Raw genomic sequence first — 17,940 nt, forward strand, 5'->3', positions numbered from 1 at the left:
CTGATTCACAAAAATAACAGGGCAAATAGTTGTCCCCCTTTTTAAACCTGTTGGGTACATTCGATTCAGGCAAAAGTCGCGTTTGGTTTTCTTTTTCAGGTTTTATCCGCACCCGCCTCTGCGACTGCTGATTATATACAGATTTATCAGATGGTTTAAATACAAAAAATACAATTGTATAACTCTGATAATAACATGCAAATTGCGGTTAACTACATGTATTTGCTTCTTTAATAAACTTTAAATTATACATTGTAGCATGAGAATAACGTACCGCATCCGTGAAAACAATCAGCTTTTCATTTTATAAACGAGGAGATCATTATGAAGATGCGAGGTCTTTTGATTATCAGTCTAACCGTCCTTTTGAGTTTTTTGATGGTCGGTTCTGTCTCAGCCGGACAGATTCGCGGGACTGTCGTTGATGCGAGTACGGGAGTCAAGCTCCCGGGCGCTAATGTGTTTTTACGAGGGACATCGATTGGTGCTGCGACTGATTTGAGTGGGGAGTATGTGATCCTCAATGTACCGGGAGGGGAATATACTCTGCAAGTTGCCTATATGGGATATAAAAATTTTACCGAAGAGATTGAACTTGCCCGGGAACAGGTGCTGGAGAAAGATGTCTTGCTAAACTATGATGTCGTTCAAATGGATGGATTTGTTACCATCACAGCTCAGCGTCAGGGGCAGGTCGAGGCGATCAATCAGCAGTTGACTGCAAATACGATCATGAACGTGGTTTCTTCGGACCGCATCAAGGAATTGCCGGATGCCAACGCAGCGGAATCGGTTGGGCGTATTTCGGGTGTATCTATTCGCCGCAACGCCGGTGAAGGTCAACAGGTCATCATTCGCGGGCTGGAGCCCAAGTTGAACAGCATCACCGTAAACGGTGTACGAATTCCCTCTTCAGATTCGCAGAACAGATCTGTTGATCTTTCAATGATTTCGTCCGATGTTTTGTCTTCGATTGAAGTTTTCAAGGCACCGACGCCTGATATGGATGCGGAAGCATTCGGTGGCACAGTGAATCTGGTGTTGAAAAAAGCACCTGAGGAGTTTCAGGGGTATGTCAAAGTATTGGGCGGTTACAATGATTTAAACAATGATTGGGGGAATTTCAAGGCAAACGGCCAGTTAAGCAATCGTTTCCTTGACAGTAAACTGGGTGTGATTGCTTCTGCATATTACGAAACCTATAATCGGGGGTCAGATGTCTTTAATGCCACTTATGATACAGAAGGTATTCGTGATGAAGAGGGGAACATTGATGTGATTGCCAATACCATGTCATTGACAGACAGGGTGGAAACCCGTATGCGCTGGGGCGGCAGCCTGAATCTTGATTATACAGTTAATGAAAAACACTCTATTTCGTTGACCAATTTTTTCAGTCAGAAATCCCGGGATATCTATGAACGCCTGAGAGCCTATAACGTCGGCACAGCCAATGCCAACACGGTGGAAACCGCCGGCATATCAACAGAACGAACAACCAGCTTGTTATCGAACGGGATTAGCGGGGATCATATGATTTCGGGTTTGAATCTGGATTGGGGATATTCGCGGTTTTTGACAAATAATTATTTGCCTTACGATTTCGAATTACGGTTCCGTGAATTGTCTGCATTTGACCAGAGCAAACTGAATCCCCGCGGCCATCCGTCCGAGTTCCCGGATGCGGCCTATAATAAATATGACAAAAGTCTGCTGCAGCGTGCGCGTATGACGCAGGATACAGTTAATAATATTAATCAAACCGCACAGATCAATATTGAAATACCGGTCAATTTTACAACCAAACTTACAAGTTCGATAAAATTTGGAGGGAAATACACGTTTATCGATAAAGAACGTGTGCGCAGTCGCCGTGGAGAGTATTTCTATTATCTGGGCAGTACGTTTGTTCAAAAGGCCCTGGACAGCAATCCCTATTCGCTCGAGTTGACGGATAATGGATTTATTGCCATGAGTAACTTTGTGAGTGACTACGACGGGATCGGTGATTTTTTACAGGGTGATTATGAACTGGCTCCGTTGTTAAGTGAATCCCGTGTGCGCCAATGGTACTCGGATCACAATCATTATTTCACCAATGATCGTGATATGCTGGGTGATCTGTATGATGTTCAGGAAAGTGTGACCGCCGGATATTTTATGGCACGTTTGAATTACGGTCAATCCCTGATGATTCTGCCGGGTGTACGATATGAGCGTTCGGATAACGAGTATCAGGGTGTTTATGCAACCACCGCAGAATTGTACGGCAGAACCGGTATACAGCGGGATACCACAACAAATCAACAATATGAAGAATGGATGCCGCATCTACATTTAAAAATCAAACCATGGGATACATTTGATGTGCGGTTGTCTGCCACCAAAACGCTGGCACGACCGGATTTTTCCTACATTGCTCCGCGGACGCGCATTGATAAAGAAGAATTGGTCATCCGTGCCGGCAATCCTGGTTTAAAACACGCGAAATCATGGAATTATGATGCAATTTTGTCATATTATAGCAATCAGATTGGACTCGTCACGCTCGGCGGATTTTATAAGAACATTGATGATATTTTCTATCGTAAGAATGAAATTATAACGACAAATGAACGCTCTGCTGAATTGGGTTATGTTGACCCGGTGTATCGAACAGGATATGCTTTGAGATGGTATACGAATTCCAGGCAGGCCAAGGTGTGGGGAATTGAATTTGATCTGCAGACGCAGCTGCGTTTCCTGCCGGAGCCATTGAGCGGACTGGTGCTGAATGCCAATTATTCCAGATTCTATTCCGAGACATTTTTCCCGGAATACAATTACATCTTTCAGTACAATCCCGAAACCTATTCGTACGAAACCATATATGAAGAGTATTACCGCAAAAGCGAAATGCCCGGCCAGGCGGATCAAATCGCCAATATCGCTCTTGGCTACGATATCGGCGGATTCTCGGCGCGGATTTCAATCTTTTACCAGGGAAGCAGCTTATATTCGGTCGGCGCCATTGCTGAACAGGATCAGTATACCGATGATTACTGGCGCTGGGATGCTTCGTTTAAACAAAAACTGGGCAAGCATACCAGCCTGTTCCTCAATCTGGTTAATTTCACCAGCCGCGGAGAAAAGTCATTCTATGGTGCAAATGATTATCCGACAACGATCGAATATTTCGGCATGACCGGTGATTTCGGGATTCAATATACATTTTAAAATAAACAACTAATTATAAAGTGGAGCAAAAAGAGTTTGACCATTATTTAGCGGAGAGGAGGTGTAACAAAAACGATTTGCCCGTGGTTCAGTAATTCTGTAGCCAATAACAAACCAAGGAGTATGAAACATGAGAAAGTTACAAGTTTTGTTCGTTTGCGCGTTGATGCTGTTTGCATCCAGCTTGTTTGCACGAGAAGTTGTTGTAGAACCCGGAAATCCCGGTATTCTCAATGAAACGATCCATGGCGATACCACGGACACCGGTGAGCGCGTGGATGCCGCTACTGTATATGTACTCAAACGTGATGCTGCCTATTTGATCACCGAACCGATTGTCAATCGAGATTATCATCTGCATATCAAGGCTGAAGATGGCGCGGGTGATCTGCCGCGTATCAGTCCGGCGGTTGAAGCGGACGGCAGCTTTACCCAGGTGTTCAACACACGCGGTGACGCCACATTAGAAAATCTCTATATCGAGACCATCAGTCCTCTCGGCGGTTCCCGCTGGGGCGGCATCCGTTTTTACGGTGAGGGCAACAAAATTCTTGTTGACGGCTGTCATGTGACAAAGGAACGGGGTGGCTCTTTCCAGCCTGTGGTCTGATGATATGGAATTAACCATTCAGAACAGCCGTATCGGCAATATTGGTGATCATTTTGCGCACGGCGGCAATGGCCGCTTGGTTGATACCCGCGGCAATAATGTTGAAAGTGTCGTGATTCAAAGTTGTACTATCTACAATATGCATGATCGTCTTTTGCGAACCGGTGGCGGCGCTGTAAACAATTTTGTGTTTGATCACAATACAGTCCTGCATGTGTTCGGACGTCACGGTTCGTTTGATCTCTCCAATTCTGTGAACGTTACGATTACCAATAACATTATTATGAATCCGCTGTATCAGGGTAATTGCGAATTCTGGGCCGATGAACAGGCACATACCGATGCTCCCGACTTTTTTGTGGTGACGGTTGCTGCTGATTCTGCCGGAGATTTGGCCCTTGAATCGTTTACCATGTTCAACAACAATATCTGGACGGACCAACAAATTCTGAATTACTATGCCACCAATGATTCTGTAGACGCGCCTGAGGTGTTGTCACCCACACTAAAGGCTTTTATGGGTGCTGACGCAGCCAACGCATACTTTTCCGAACCTCTAATTTTTGCCAATGTACCGCCCACCCCTTATGATTATCTGGTTCAGGTTTATGAGGATGTGAATGTTGAACCGCTGCCGGAAAACTGGAGCACCATCGAACCTGCTGATATTGATGCCGGATACAGCTCCACTTCGAAATCTGCATCAGCAGCAGAGGATGGCGGTCCGCTGGGTGATTTGAACAACACACTGATGGCCGGAAGAGAAATTGTCATAGAGCCCGGAAATCCCGGTATTCTCAATGAAATGATCCATAGTGATACCACGGACACCGGTGAGCGTGTGGATCCCGCTACCGTGTATGTGCTCAAACGCGGTGCAGCCTATTTGGTCACCGAACCGATCGTAAATCGCAATTATCATCTGCACATCAAGGCGGAAGATGGCGCGGGTGACCTGCCGCGTATCAGTCCGGCGGTTGAAGCGGACGGCAGCTTTACCCAGGTGTTCAACACACGCGGTGACGCCACATTAGAAAATCTCTATATCGAGACCATCAGTCCTCTCGGCGGTTCCCGCTGGGGCGGCATCCGTTTTTACGGTGAGGGCAACGAAATTCTTGTTGACGGCTGTCATGTGACAAAGGAACGGGGTGGCTCTTTCCAGCTGTGGTCTGATGATATGGAATTAACCATTCAGAACAGCCGTATCGGCAATATTGGTGATCATTTTGCGCATGGCGGCAATGGTCGTTTGGTCGATACGCGCGGTAATAATGTTGAAAGTGTTGTGATTCAAAATTGTACCATTTACAACATGCACGATCGCCTGTTGCGGACCGGCGGCGGCGGGGTCAACAGTTTTATCTTTGATCACAACACTGTCCTGCATGTGTTCGGACGCCATGGTTCGTTTGATCTGTCCAATTCCGTGCATGTAAAGATCACCAACAACATTATCAAGAATCCGCTGTACCAGGGAAATTGTGAGTTCTGGGCCGATGAACAGGCACATACCGATGCTCCGGACTTTTATGTGGTGACGGTTGCTGCCGATTCTGCCGGAGATCTGGCGCTCGAATCATTTACTATGTCCAACAACAACATATGGACGGACCAGCAGGTACTGGATTATTATGCCACAAATGACACAGTCGATGCTGCCGAGGTTTTGTCTCCGACTTTGGCTGCTTTTATGGGCGACGCGGCAGATGATGCCTATTTCTCGGAAGTGTTGACATTTGAGAATGTTTCACCGACTCCGTATGATTATCTGGTTCAGGTTTATGAGGATGTCAATGTTGAACCGCTGCCTGAAAACTGGAGCACGATTGAGCCTGCAGATTATAATGCCAGCTATGATGCCGGCACACAATCCGCAACTGCTGCAGATGACGGCGGTCCGCTCGGTGATTTGAATAATTCTCTGACCGGCGGCAGTTCCGTTGATTCGAAACAGACCCTTCCGACGGAATTTGATCTGTCTCAGAATTATCCGAACCCGTTTAATCCTTCTACACAGATCGAATTTGCTGTCAGCAAAACATCTGATGTTCAACTCATTGTTTTTAACATGCTGGGACAGCAGGTCCGGACTCTTGTTAACGAGTCTCGTAAAGCGGGTCATTACAAACTCCTGTGGAACGGCCGTGACGACCTGGGACGTCTGGTTCCCAGCGGTGTCTATTTCTACAAGTTAAAAGCCGGTGATCTCACAGCTGTCCGAAAAATGATCATGATGAAGTAAATAGCAGGTTTTTAATTTAAAGGTGGAGATATGCATTTATCTCCACCTTTTCTTAAAGAAAGAAACAGAATAAAATGAAACGAATTGCATTAATCAGTCTCGGAATCTGGGTGTTCATTTCTTTTTGTGACAGAGTGGAGCAACAGACCATTTTTACTTTTGCCATTCAGAACCAATCGTTTCATCTCGTGTATAACATGAGTGAAAACGACCCCAATTGTATTCAATTGAATAAAATAGTAAAGAGTGAACCGGTTGTCCTGGCAAAGGATACAAATGCGGACGGGACTCTGGATTGGTTCCCCAAAAACATATTTTAACTGATTCCTTGAATCGACTCTACCAAACAGGTGTGTTATTGAATGATACATACCGGATTTCAAAGGACTATGTATATTCAAAATATTTTTTTACACAGGATTCTCAATATAATTTTTCACTGCAGACTATTATTCCTGTAAACGGAAGTATTTCAAATCGATTAATCATAAAGTCCCGCAAAGAAAACAAAAAAACCATAGCACTCGACATGAATGCTGACGGAATCATTGAAAATATGTCAAATACCGATTTTATCGGCAATGATATACAATATTTTTACAAAAAGATTCTGAACAAAGGCCTGGAAAAAGATGCAGTCACCCGGAATTATGATATGCTTTTTATTAAATGTGATTGAGAGGATGATTCATGAAAAAAGAACCATGGATTGAAACTATTCTGCAAAAGATGACACTGGAACAAAAGATCGGGCAGTGTGTAGTGGTGGGAATGTCCGGGACCGTCATTACCAATGATCTCAAGGAAGCGATCCTTCGATACGAATGCAGCGGCATCCGTCATTCGGGATTTGGCCGTATGTTTCGTTATTTTAGTGATGATAAAGCAAAGCAGCAGGAACTTGGAAAAGATTTTGTCCCGTCTATGCAGAAAATAGCGCTGGACGGTTTGCCTCCTTATTGTGATACCCGCGGTTACGCTCAGGTGATGAATGAGCTGCGTGATTTGGCCGCTCAGCGGCACCTCAAGATACCTTTACATATGATCATTGACCAGGAGGGCGATACCAGCAAAGATTACGCACGCGGCGGCGTGGTGCAGTTTCCGTCAAATATGGGATTGGCTGCATCCCGCAGCCCGGAACTGATATATGATGTGGCCGTCAGCCTGGCCAAACAGATAAAAGCCGCCGGGCTGGATATGATCCATTCACCGGTAGTAGATGTGAATATTAATCCGCTGAATCCGGAGATCGGTCGCCGTGCATTCGGCGATGATCCAAAGCTGGTGGCGGAATATGCCGTCGCCATGTTCAAAGGATTCAGAGATGAAGATGTTATCGCTGCAGCAAAACATTTTCCGGGCCGCGGTGATTCCGCCACTGATGCGCATTTCGCATGTCCGGTCCTGGATGTATCCAAATCTCGGCTCGATGAAATTGAATTGTATCCATACCGGGAATTGATCAAAGCGGGAATGGACGCGATTATGATCGCACATTGTATTTACCCGCAGATTCACCCGGAACACATATCTACGGTATCAAGACCCATTGTTCACGGCATACTGCGCGAAGAACTGGGATTTGAAGGTGTGATCACCACGGACAGTATCACGATGGGCGCCTTGATTGATCGTTATGGGATCGGAGAAGCCTGTTCACGCGCGCTTGCAGCCGGAGCCGACACTATATTGATGAAAGCTGAAAATCAATGGCGCGGTGAAATGTTTTATACGATTAAAAAGTGGGTAACAGATGGTAAAATAGACGCGGATGAACTGGATGACAAGGTTCGGCGTGTTTTGAAACTCAAGAAAAAATACGGCCTGTTCGAGGATATGGGAAGGGTCGATGCCGGCAAAGCAGACGAAACCCACACGGGATAAAATGGTGATTGAAACCAGTAAAAAGGCCGCTCAGAACGCCATTTTGGTGGTAAAAGATGAACTGAATGCCCTGCCGCTTGACAAAAATAAAAAGGTACTGCTCATCAATCAGCAAAACTCGATCAAATGTCCTAATGATCTGTTTGATCATCCTGCACTCTTTGCTCAGTTGATGGAAGAAGACTGGCCGACACTGCAAACCTATGAAACTCATTTTGGCTATGACAAGCATAAAGAAGAAAAAGTCGTGCAGTTTGTCAAGGATCACGATTATGCCCTGATTATATGTACCAATTTTTACGATCGTGCCGCCAGGCCGCACGAGTATGTGAAAACCCTGATTGATGCCGGCTATCCGGTGCTTTTAATCACCAATACGCCTTATTGTATCGAGGAAACAGGCGGGTTGATCCCTGCTGCTCAGTCAGCTGTTTTGAACATGAACCTGACCCCCGAAGGGCTTTGCACAACAAAGGCCGTGCTGCATGGACAACTGCAGCCTTTGGGTAAATGGCCTCTGACCTTGTTCGATCCCTTTGGATTGGGGAGGTCCTGATGCACGCTATAGAATTCAAGACGCCGCTGGATTATCAGACGTCGCACATTACAGGCTGGACGCGCGACCACTGGGAAGAAGTGTTTTTCACGCTCATGAAAGGGATTCTGGACAGTGCATCGCGTTACAAAGCGCGTCAGCGCATTCCGGGCCCCCGTAGTCATCATGGTTTACTTGCCGATGAACTGGAAGGCTTTACACGCTCATTGTTCATGTCAGGACCCTGGTTGAGTTCTTCAAAGGATGGAATACTGAATTTTGGTAAAGAGTCCATAGATGTGCTTGATTTCTATCGGCAGGGAATTCTGGCGGGCACGGATCCGAAACATCCTGAATATTGGGGAGAGATTGTCGATTATGCCCAGCATCTGGTGGAAATGGCAGCGCTCTGCTGGGGACTATATGTGAGCCGGGAAAAGATCTGGGATAAATTTTCCAAGGCCGAAAAAAAACAGGTCGCCGATTATTTGATTCAGTGCACACAGGTCAAATATCACCAGAATAACTGGCTGCTGTTCAATGTCATCACCAATGCGGTATTGAAACAGTTTGGAATGCCCTACTCTCAGGAACAGATTGACGAAAACCTCGGGTTTTGCGACAGCATGTACGTGGGCAACGGCTGGTACTGCGATGGACATGCTGTGAACCGGTTCGATTATTACAATGCCTGGGGTTTTCATTTTTATTATTTATTGTGGGCGATTATCGACGGTGAATCCAAACCTGATATTGCAGAGATGCATAAAGAACGTGTTCGGCAGTTTGCGCAAAATTTCAGGTATTTTTTTGCCGGAGACGGGTCTACACCCTGCTGGGGACGCTCAATGATCTACCGGTTCGGGTATGTGTCGCCGATTGCACTGGGACAATATCTGGACTGTCTTGATATTTCTTCCGGACAGGTGAGAACCATGTGCAATTCCACGATGAAATTTTATTTCAGCAATCCAATTCTCACCGACCGCAATCATCTGAGCATGGGGTGGCTGAGACCGAATGAATTTGTGCTGGAGCATTACAATTGCGGCGGTTCACCCCTTTGGGCGACCAAAAGCATGGCGCTATTGTTCATACCTCAAGATGACCCGTTCTGGACGCAGCCGGAGGAAGAATTGCCCATTCATCAAAAAGATTTTTCCTTTCCGATCAAAGAACCGGGACTTGTCATGATTGGACGCAAGGACAGCGGTCATGTTCAGATTATCAACCAAAAACCCTATCATGATAAAAGCGAGTATAATGCACGCTATACCAATTTTGCCTATTCTTCCATTTTCAGTTATGAGGCAAGGCCTATTTACAAATCCTGGAACTGTGATAACAGTCTGACTTTTTCAACTGACGGAATTAATTTCAAACAGAGATGGAAAACGGAAAATTTGTATTGTGAAACAGATTTTGCCGCTGCCCGCTATCCCATGCATGAGGTTGATGATAACGGTATTATAACCACTTTTATATTGGTAAAAGATGATGTGATGATCAATATTCATCGGATCGAACCCAGTCTTTCAAATCTTGTTTTTCGGGAAGGCGGATATTCCCTCGGATTTGATGAGGGTGAAACGCAGGTGTTCAGTAAGCCCGGAATTGAATACGCAATAAAAGATGATAAAATTACATTTATTCGAAATCTCTATGGCTATACTCGCTCATTCAAAGCTCGAGGTTTTCATGAAGATGTGTGCGGGGCAAACAGCCGTTATCATAAAAGTGTTGTCCCGGCCTTTGGCACTGAAAGGCAAACCGATGAGCCGTTTTATCTGGCCAGTATGGTTTGCGGAAGAATGGGCAATGTCGAGACGGATGAGCTGGAAGAATTTGTCAAATCATTCCGCATTGTTGATAACCGGGCTGAACTTGTTTTTTATGATGATGAACATGTGATGATGCAGATGGGGCCTGTCCAGTCCCTGTCCATAAATATCAATGCTTTACCTGTCACCGGTAAGGTCGTACTTGCGCGTATATCCAGTGATGCAAAGCTGAATGATCTGCTTTATGAAGATGGCAGCCTGTCTGATGAGCTCACTGCATAGGTTTGACACATGATTTAGTTTCTGATAGCCGGCGGCAGCGGCTCAAACGAATAGTATGAACCAGAAATTAGGCGGGATACGCATCCCGATAAGGAGCCATATATGTCTATTTTTGATTACGGCGTCATTGTCTGTTATCTTTTGTTCATAACGTCTCTGGGATTTATTTTTAGGAAATTCAGCAGTGATTCCAGCGATTTTTTTCGGGGTGGCGGTAATATGCTGTGGTGGCTGGTTGGAGCGACAGCATTTATGACCCAGTTTAGCGCCTGGACGTTTACCGGCGCTGCCGGATATGCCTACAGCAACGGAACGATGATCATGGTCATATTTATCGGCAATGCATTCGGCTATTTTTGCACCTTTTTGTTTTCCGCGGCCAGATTCAGACAGATGCGGGTCGTGACGCCCATGGAAGCCATCCGTGACCGCTACGGGAAGGTCAATGAACAGTTTTTCACGTGGGTCTGGCTGCCGATTGGAATATTCTATGCCGGTATCTGGCTGACGGGCATCAGCAGTTTTGTTTCTGTGGTTTTTGGTATGGATTTAAAACTGACAATTCTGGCGGTTGGTCTGGTGGTTTTGTTTATGGCGTCTCTGGGCGGATCCTGGGCGGTTGTGGCTTCGGATTTTATGCAGGTGATGATTCTGATACCCATTTCCATGGTTGCGGCGTTTCTGGCTATCCAGGCGGTAGGCGACGGATCATTTGCATCAGGAGCCGCCACGTTTACCTCAAAACTACCGGAGCATCATTTTGACTGGACCATCCTTCTGAGGCCGCAGATCATTATTTTCTGGGTTGTTGCGATGATTATCAAACAGTTTAGCACGATTAACAATCTCAATGATTCCTATCGGTTCTTGTTTGCCAAGGATACACGCAACGCCAGAAAAGCAGGCCTTTTGGCCTCTTTGCTTTTTCTGTTTGGTCCCATTATCTGGTTTATTCCGCCGATGGCGGCTGCGATCCTCTACCCGGATCTCTCTGCGATTCCCGAACTGAGTACGCTGAATAATATGGCGGATGGAGCTTATGTGGCCATTGGATTGCGGACCATGCCGATGGGAATGATCGGTTTGATGGTGAGCGCTATCTTTGCGGCAACCATCTCTTCCATGGACAGCGGTTTGAACAAGAGCGCCGGTATTTTTATCCGCAATTTCTACAAACCTGTCCTGCGTAAAGATGCCACGGAAACTGAGTATCTGGTGGCCGCAAAAATAGTCACCGCTGTTTTTGGACTTTTAGTCATCAGCGCATCGCTTCTGATAAGCACGTCAGACCTCGGTCTGTTTGATGTGATGCAGTTATTCAGTGCCAATGTGGCCATTCCGTTTGTCATTCCGCTAATTTGGGGATTTATTATTAAAAAGTCGCCTGCATGGTCGGCATGGAGTACTGTGATCTTTGGTTTTGTAATCTCTTTATTTACAACCCGTATTATGAATCCGGAAATTATCAGAGGTGTTCTGGGACTGGATAGCGCCTTTACGGATGTGGAATATACACATTATCTTCAGTTTATTGGTCTCTTGTTTAATGTGATTCTAAGCTCGTTGTGGTTTTTGGGCACAGTCGTTTTTTCGAGATACAACAGCAGAGATTCTGAATGAACGTGAGAAGGACTTTTTTGAACGTATGCATCGCCCTGTTTATTCCATAGCGGAAAAAACAAAAGAAAAGGATTACGCACAGCTAAAAACACTGTCAAATATGTGCATACCCTATGGGGGGTTCATTATGCTGCTGTCCTTGATTCCAAATGGATTTCAGGGGCGTGTGTGTTTTCTCTTTGCCGGCGGAATTATTGCAGCAATCGGCTTTATACTGCGCTGGAATGCTGCCAAAGTGATACGCAAATCCGTTCCAATCGCACAGGAAATCAAAGAGCCGGTTCAATGAGTGAATACGAGTACAGAGTCGTTGTTTTTTATTGTTTGGAAAACACAATTCACAAAAGTCAAAAAGCAGCAGGACGATTTTTTCCAGCGTATGAATACACCGGTTGTTATTTCTCCCGGAGAAACGATTCGCTTGCTCGGCGTGTATGTGAGCGCAGCAAGACACGCCGTATTGAAGCTCATATTAAACCGGACGGCAGCCAGCCATTTGAACTGGAGCGAACCCGTTCCATGCATTACAGTTTGTTCAATCTGGTCGCTTATTTTGAACTCGCTCAGCTTGCCGAACATGTTAATATTGATCTCTGGCGCTATCGAACAAAAGAGGGCGCGGGGATTAAAACGGCATTCGATTTTCTGCTGCCTTATTTCCAGGATCAACCCTGGCCGTACCCGCAGATCACTCCCATGCACCATGAATATGATATATTGGAAAAACTATTGAGAATTGCATCTATTAAATATCAGGATGGGCAATATGTTGATTTGCTGCATGATATGTCGTTATTACACTCTGCTGACAGGCTGGCTTTGCTTTATCCTGTATGTGACAAATAGTCAGAGCGCGGCACTAAATTTAAATAAAAGGAACCCCGGATGAATTATACACAACTACTGGAAAATTTTAAACCGAAATACGAGTTTTATATCGGTATAGATTCGGACGGATGTGTGTTTGATTCCATGGAGATCAAACATAAAGAATGTTTTATACCCAATATTATCAAACACTGGAATTTACAGGCCATTTCCAGGCCAGCCAGACAGGCGGCGGAATTTGTTAATTTATACTCGCAATGGCGCGGCACCAACCGGTTCCCGGCTTTAATCAAGGTGCTCGAGCTGCTCCAGGAACATCCTGATGTGAAAAAAAGGGGTCTGCCGCTCCCTGATGTGACGGCTCTGCAAACATTCATCGAATCCGGCGCGCCACTGGGCGTACCCGCTCTTGAAGCGCAGTACAAACAAACACAGGATCCGGTATTAAAACAGGCTGTTGAATGGAGTCGCGCTGTGGACGCCTCGATTGAGGATATGGTAAGAGGGGTTACCTGTTTCGAACGCGTCCCGCATGTATTGAAACGTTTGCAGAATCAGGCTGATATTGTTGTGGTTTCCAGCACACCTCATGAGGCGATTGTCAGAGAGTGGAACGAGCACCGTATAGATGTTTATACTTCCATCATAGCCGGGCAGGAAATGGGGAATAAAAAGACGCAGCTGCAAGCAACAACGCAAAATCGCTATCCCAAAGCGCAGGTGCTCATGATAGGCGACGCGCCCGGAGATATGAAATCAGCGTATGCTGTGGGAGCCCGGTTTTATCCGATTGTTTCGGGGAAAGAAACAGAGTCCTGGGAATACTTTGAAAAGGAGATTGTTGATTTGTTTCTAAACCGCAAATATACCGCTGAAATCGAAAACAAACGTGTTCAGGAATTTAACGACAGTTTACCCGATATACCGCCCTGGGTGTAGAATAACAGTCATGATGATGGCGTTGTGATGCTCGGCATGGGGGCGCAGTACAGATTTTGAATAGCGCGTCCATGTTTTTCTTTATCTTTTCCGCTGATTTTCGTATCTTTCCTACTTATTATCTGGGAATTATATGGATATCACAACCTATATTGCGGAATCGGCACGCGAACAACTGGCCCGCGACATTAAAGCCGCGGATGGAAATGAAGTCTTTTTTGTCGGTTATACAGATGACAATCTTGTCGTTCAGGATGTACAGACCGTAGCAAGGGGGCATGATACGGCGGTTCCGGTGGTCACCAAAGCCGCCCGGGAGGCGGATGTGGTCATCCATAACCATCCTTCAGGGGCTCTTAAACCCTCGAATGCAGATTTGAGCATCGCCACTCAGCTCGATGATTTCAGCACTGCATTTTATATTGTTGATAATTTAGTAGAGCATGTTTATGTCGTTATTGAACCGTTTGCAAAAACGGATATCACGCCTCTGGATATTGATGCCATTCAGGCGCTCCTCGGACCGGACAGTCAAATAGCTGCAACCCTTCCCGGTTTTGAACAGCGTGAACAGCAAATGAGCATGATTTTACAGGTGGTTCAGGCATTTAACAATCGAAAAGTGGCGTCGATCGAGGCGGGAACCGGAACCGGTAAAACTCTGGCTTATTTGCTCCCGGCCGTGCAATGGTCTTTGCAGAATCGCGAGCGGGTGGTTATTTCCACCAATACGATTAATCTCCAGGAACAGTTGATCAGTAAGGATATCCCGTTTTTACAAAATGTCCTGGATGTTAAATTTAAAGCCGCACTTGTAAAAGGACGGTCCAACTATGTCTGTTTGCGCAAATTGAATGAAGTTGAATCCGAGTTAAAACTACAGGGTGATGAAGAAGATCAGGACGAGCTCAGCGCATTGATCGAGTGGGCACGCAACAGCAAAGACGGCAGCAAAGCTGATCTGTCATTCATACCCAAATACAGAGTGTGGGAGCGGATTGCATCGGAAAGTGATACCTGTACCCGGCAGCGCTGCGCGCATTTCCGCACGTGTTTTGTGAACAAAGCCAGGCGGGAGGCCGCACAAGCGCAGATTTTGGTGGTTAATCATCATCTTTTGTTTGCTGATCTTGCTGTTCGACAGGAAACCGGCAGTATGACCAGCGCCGCGGTACTGCCGCCGTATCAAAAAATTATTTTTGATGAAGCGCATCATATCGAAAATGTTGCAACCAGCTATTTCGGCAGCCAGATCACCCGGGCCGGACTGATCCGGATGTTGCACCGGCTGTTTCGGCAAAAAAAACAGCGAGAGTATGGATACCTGAATACCCTTCGCATAAAGTTGCTGAAAAATACCGGACAACTGGATCAGCATAAATCGGAAAAAATTGAAAATCTGCTGCAGAATGATATTCTGCCCGCTGTACGCGAGCTGCTGGAGCATACGAATACCGTGATGGATCTTTTTTATGAGGCGGTGGAGCGCTATCAGGGCAAATCTGTTGATCAGGAAATCAAATTGCGACTGCTGCCGGACGTCACATCGCGTTTGATCGATGATGTGGGGCTGCGTCAACCTCTGGAAATTTATCTGGATAATCTGAAATCATTTACAGATGACCTGGGTCTTTTGGTGAAAACCGCTCAGCAGGCCGGGGCGATGCTGCAGGATCCAACCTGGGATTCGGTCTGTATTGATATCGCGGCCCAGGCCGAACGTTTGATTCTGGCCGGCCAGGTGATCCGGAATGTGTTGTTCAAACACGACGAAGACCATATCCGCTGGATCGAGGCCAAGGGCGGCGCACGCCATTTCAATATATTGCGCTTTAAAATATCGCCCCTCGAGATCAAGGAACGTATGCTCAATGCGGTTTATGAAAATTTTGAAACCGTAATTATGACCTCTGCAACATTGACCGTGGACCGCAAATTTGATTTCCTGGCCAGCCGTATTGGTCTGGATCTGTTGTCGCCGGCCCGCCGCATAGAATTGCTTTTGGACGCCCCCTTTGATTATCAGAAACAGGTTGTGGTGGCCATCCCCAAAGATATGCCGGATCCGCGCCATTCATCCTTTGCCGGTGAACTCAATAAAGCGGTTTTCAAGGCGCTGAATATATCTAACGGCCGAGCCTTTGTGCTGTTTACGTCGTACGGACTTTTAAATATGCTCTACCGGCAGATGTACGAATCCCTGAAACAGATTCGTATCCGTTTGCTGAAACAGGGGGATGAAAACAGGCATCATCTGATTAATAAATTTAAAAAAGATACACATTCGGTTTTGTTTGCCACGGACAGTTTCTGGGAAGGCGTAGATGTTGAAGGTGAATCTCTGATGTCGGTGATCATTACCAAACTGCCGTTTCGGGTGCCCAGTGAACCTGTGATTGAGGCTCGATACGAAGCCATTGAAAAGCGTGGCGGCAACGCATTTATCGAATATGCGGTGCCGCTTGCGGTGCTTAAATTTAAGCAGGGATTCGGACGCCTGATCCGTCGAAAAAGCGACCGCGGCGCTGTAATTATTTTTGATCATCGTGTTATTTCAAAATCCTATGGAAAACGTTTTCTACATTCCTTGCCATCCTGCCGTGTCCTCACCGGAACCCGCGAAACAGTTTTTTCGGAACTGAAATTGTTTTTTGATCAGGATTGACCGGTGGCTGCAAAGCAAAACTGTTCCGCATATCGGTTTTTTTACCCCCCATTACCCCTGAGCAGTAGAAACAACCCGGAATTTCGATTTTTTATTTTATTTGTTTAAACAAATAAAATATACAATAAATTCTCAGGTTTACCGTTTACCGTTACGAATACAAGGAACAGAGGCTATGAATTCAAATCAGATTGTATCAGACGCAGAGCTGATCCGGAGATACAAAGGTGGCGATGCGCGGGCATTTGAACGGCTGGTTCAGCGATACAACAGGCCGTTAACCGGTTATCTGCGCCGGATGATTACAGACAGAATCGCTGCTGACGACCTGTTTCAGGAGACCTTTTTAAAGGTTGTCAAAGCGCTGCCGCGATACCGGGAGGACGGCAAGTTTTCCAGCTGGTTGTTCGGGATTGCCAATCACGTTGCAATTGACTATCTGCGCAAACAAAAAAGGATCAAATCGCATATGAAAACAGATACGATTGAAAAGAACGATGAAGAACCGGTGGAATACGAGGATGTAAATTCTCCATTACCGGATCAGGAATTTGATCGTTCTGAATTAAAAACGCTATTAAAACAGGCGGTGGGAAAATTGCCCGTGGAACAAAAACAGGTGCTTTTGCTTCGGCAGTACAGCGGCATGTCGTTCAAAGAAATCGCTGAAAAAGTAAATTGCCCTTTAAATACCGTTCTGGGACGAATGCGTTATGCGCTGATCAATCTGAAAAAAATCATGCAATCAGAGTTTGGAGACTATCATGTTATGTGAAAAATATAAAGATACAGCTGTCCTTTATCTCTATAATGAGCTGGACACAGAGACGAATCGGGATTTTAAAACACATCTGAAACGTTGTGCGCAATGCCGTAAAGCTGTAAAGGAACTGCAGAGCGCTGCACAGCTTGTTGATCAATTGCCGGAAGAATCGGTTGATGCTGACGTTATTCAGAACATATTGCAGCATAACGTTCGCATCTCCTGGACCCGGAATGTGATCAATAAGCTGAAACAATGGTGGACTGCAGCCACGGACTTGCGGCTGCCATGGGCTGTGGCTGTGGCTGCCGCCACTGCCTTTCTCATTATCAGTCTCTGGACGATGACCTCGACAAAGCCGGAATTATCTCGGGAACTTTTGGCCTGGGATGCCGGAATTGAGGACAATCTGGATCATATTGAACTGAAAATTTCAGAGCTATATTCGGATCAGGACTATGCTATCTATTCTGATCAAAGTATTGAATCGAAAATTGATCTGATTGAAAGTAATATGCGATCCTTGACCCAAGACCTGGAAACAATGACATTTTAATACCCGGAGGTAG

15 protein-coding genes are annotated in these 17,940 nt (G+C 45.8%); all 15 read left to right on the forward strand.

Annotated features, from left to right (window positions below; all coding sequences use genetic code 11):
* Window positions 1-324 precede the first annotated feature (324 nt).
* Window positions 325-3,216 carry a TonB-dependent receptor gene (locus tag U5R06_03130; GenBank protein ID MDZ7721830.1) on the forward strand — a complete coding sequence of 964 codons (2,892 nt, stop codon included), beginning with the start codon at window positions 325-327 and terminating at the stop codon, window positions 3,214-3,216.
* A gap of 130 nt (window positions 3,217-3,346) precedes the next feature.
* Window positions 3,347-3,826 (forward strand): hypothetical protein, encoded by a 480-nt coding sequence (locus U5R06_03135; GenBank protein ID MDZ7721831.1) that lies wholly within the window; start codon window positions 3,347-3,349, stop codon window positions 3,824-3,826.
* Window positions 3,801-6,071: a T9SS type A sorting domain-containing protein gene (locus U5R06_03140; GenBank protein ID MDZ7721832.1), complete on the forward strand. Its 2,271-nt coding sequence runs from the start codon at window positions 3,801-3,803 to the stop codon at window positions 6,069-6,071. Before U5R06_03135 ends, U5R06_03140 begins: the two co-directional genes overlap by 26 nt.
* 74 nt (window positions 6,072-6,145) lie before the next feature.
* Window positions 6,146-6,391 (forward strand): hypothetical protein, encoded by a 246-nt coding sequence (locus tag U5R06_03145; protein ID MDZ7721833.1) that lies wholly within the window; start codon window positions 6,146-6,148, stop codon window positions 6,389-6,391.
* A 38-nt stretch (window positions 6,392-6,429) separates the two neighbouring features.
* Window positions 6,430-6,750, forward strand: a complete 321-nt coding sequence (locus U5R06_03150) for a hypothetical protein (GenBank protein MDZ7721834.1) — start codon at window positions 6,430-6,432, stop codon at window positions 6,748-6,750.
* A gap of 11 nt (window positions 6,751-6,761) precedes the next feature.
* Window positions 6,762-7,958, forward strand: coding sequence for a glycoside hydrolase family 3 protein (locus tag U5R06_03155; protein MDZ7721835.1), 1,197 nt, complete (start codon window positions 6,762-6,764; stop codon window positions 7,956-7,958).
* The gene (locus tag U5R06_03160; protein ID MDZ7721836.1) at window positions 7,924-8,514 is read left to right on the forward strand and encodes a hypothetical protein; all 591 of its coding nucleotides are present in this window, start codon (window positions 7,924-7,926) and stop codon (window positions 8,512-8,514) included. The genes U5R06_03155 and U5R06_03160 overlap by 35 nt, the downstream gene beginning before the upstream one ends.
* Complete coding sequence (locus tag U5R06_03165; GenBank protein MDZ7721837.1) at window positions 8,514-10,556, forward strand: DUF2264 domain-containing protein; 2,043 nt, start codon at window positions 8,514-8,516, stop codon at window positions 10,554-10,556. The genes U5R06_03160 and U5R06_03165 overlap by 1 nt, the downstream gene beginning before the upstream one ends.
* 102 nt (window positions 10,557-10,658) lie before the next feature.
* A complete protein-coding gene (locus tag U5R06_03170) occupies window positions 10,659-12,176 on the forward strand; it encodes a transporter (protein ID MDZ7721838.1) in 1,518 nt (505 codons plus the stop codon).
* A gap of 25 nt (window positions 12,177-12,201) precedes the next feature.
* On the forward strand, window positions 12,202-12,465 hold the full coding sequence (locus U5R06_03175; GenBank protein ID MDZ7721839.1) for a hypothetical protein: 264 nt from the start codon (window positions 12,202-12,204) through the stop codon (window positions 12,463-12,465).
* On the forward strand, window positions 12,462-13,022 hold the full coding sequence (locus U5R06_03180) for an alginate lyase family protein (protein MDZ7721840.1): 561 nt from the start codon (window positions 12,462-12,464) through the stop codon (window positions 13,020-13,022). The genes U5R06_03175 and U5R06_03180 overlap by 4 nt, the downstream gene beginning before the upstream one ends.
* Window positions 13,023-13,061: 39 nt before the next feature.
* The gene (locus tag U5R06_03185; protein MDZ7721841.1) at window positions 13,062-13,943 is read left to right on the forward strand and encodes an HAD hydrolase-like protein; all 882 of its coding nucleotides are present in this window, start codon (window positions 13,062-13,064) and stop codon (window positions 13,941-13,943) included.
* A gap of 133 nt (window positions 13,944-14,076) precedes the next feature.
* Window positions 14,077-16,608: a helicase C-terminal domain-containing protein gene (locus tag U5R06_03190; GenBank protein MDZ7721842.1), complete on the forward strand. Its 2,532-nt coding sequence runs from the start codon at window positions 14,077-14,079 to the stop codon at window positions 16,606-16,608.
* Window positions 16,609-16,783: 175 nt separating this feature from the next.
* Window positions 16,784-17,383 (forward strand): sigma-70 family RNA polymerase sigma factor, encoded by a 600-nt coding sequence (locus U5R06_03195; GenBank protein ID MDZ7721843.1) that lies wholly within the window; start codon window positions 16,784-16,786, stop codon window positions 17,381-17,383.
* Window positions 17,373-17,927: a zf-HC2 domain-containing protein gene (locus U5R06_03200; protein ID MDZ7721844.1), complete on the forward strand. Its 555-nt coding sequence runs from the start codon at window positions 17,373-17,375 to the stop codon at window positions 17,925-17,927. Before U5R06_03195 ends, U5R06_03200 begins: the two co-directional genes overlap by 11 nt.
* Window positions 17,928-17,940: the final 13 nt, after the last annotated feature.

Source organism: candidate division KSB1 bacterium, assembly GCA_034521575.1.
In the GTDB taxonomy this organism is placed as follows: domain Bacteria; phylum Zhuqueibacterota; class Zhuqueibacteria; order Residuimicrobiales; family Krinioviventaceae; genus JAXHMJ01.

What these genes read in the sequence shown, in the direction of transcription:
- U5R06_03130 (MDZ7721830.1), top strand. Translation starts at nt 325, where the DNA reads ATGAAGATGCGAGGTCTTTTGATTATCAGTCTAACCGTCCTTTTGAGT.
- U5R06_03135 (MDZ7721831.1), top strand. Translation starts at nt 3,347, where the DNA reads ATGAGAAAGTTACAAGTTTTGTTCGTTTGCGCGTTGATGCTGTTTGCA.
- U5R06_03145 (MDZ7721833.1), top strand. Translation starts at nt 6,146, where the DNA reads ATGAAACGAATTGCATTAATCAGTCTCGGAATCTGGGTGTTCATTTCT.
- U5R06_03155 (MDZ7721835.1), top strand. Translation starts at nt 6,762, where the DNA reads ATGAAAAAAGAACCATGGATTGAAACTATTCTGCAAAAGATGACACTG.
- U5R06_03160 (MDZ7721836.1), top strand. Translation starts at nt 7,924, where the DNA reads ATGCCGGCAAAGCAGACGAAACCCACACGGGATAAAATGGTGATTGAA.
- U5R06_03165 (MDZ7721837.1), top strand. Translation starts at nt 8,514, where the DNA reads ATGCACGCTATAGAATTCAAGACGCCGCTGGATTATCAGACGTCGCAC.
- U5R06_03170 (MDZ7721838.1), top strand. Translation starts at nt 10,659, where the DNA reads ATGTCTATTTTTGATTACGGCGTCATTGTCTGTTATCTTTTGTTCATA.
- U5R06_03175 (MDZ7721839.1), top strand. Translation starts at nt 12,202, where the DNA reads ATGCATCGCCCTGTTTATTCCATAGCGGAAAAAACAAAAGAAAAGGAT.
- U5R06_03180 (MDZ7721840.1), top strand. Translation starts at nt 12,462, where the DNA reads ATGAGTGAATACGAGTACAGAGTCGTTGTTTTTTATTGTTTGGAAAAC.
- U5R06_03185 (MDZ7721841.1), top strand. Translation starts at nt 13,062, where the DNA reads ATGAATTATACACAACTACTGGAAAATTTTAAACCGAAATACGAGTTT.
- U5R06_03190 (MDZ7721842.1), top strand. Translation starts at nt 14,077, where the DNA reads ATGGATATCACAACCTATATTGCGGAATCGGCACGCGAACAACTGGCC.
- U5R06_03195 (MDZ7721843.1), top strand. Translation starts at nt 16,784, where the DNA reads ATGAATTCAAATCAGATTGTATCAGACGCAGAGCTGATCCGGAGATAC.
- U5R06_03200 (MDZ7721844.1), top strand. Translation starts at nt 17,373, where the DNA reads ATGTTATGTGAAAAATATAAAGATACAGCTGTCCTTTATCTCTATAAT.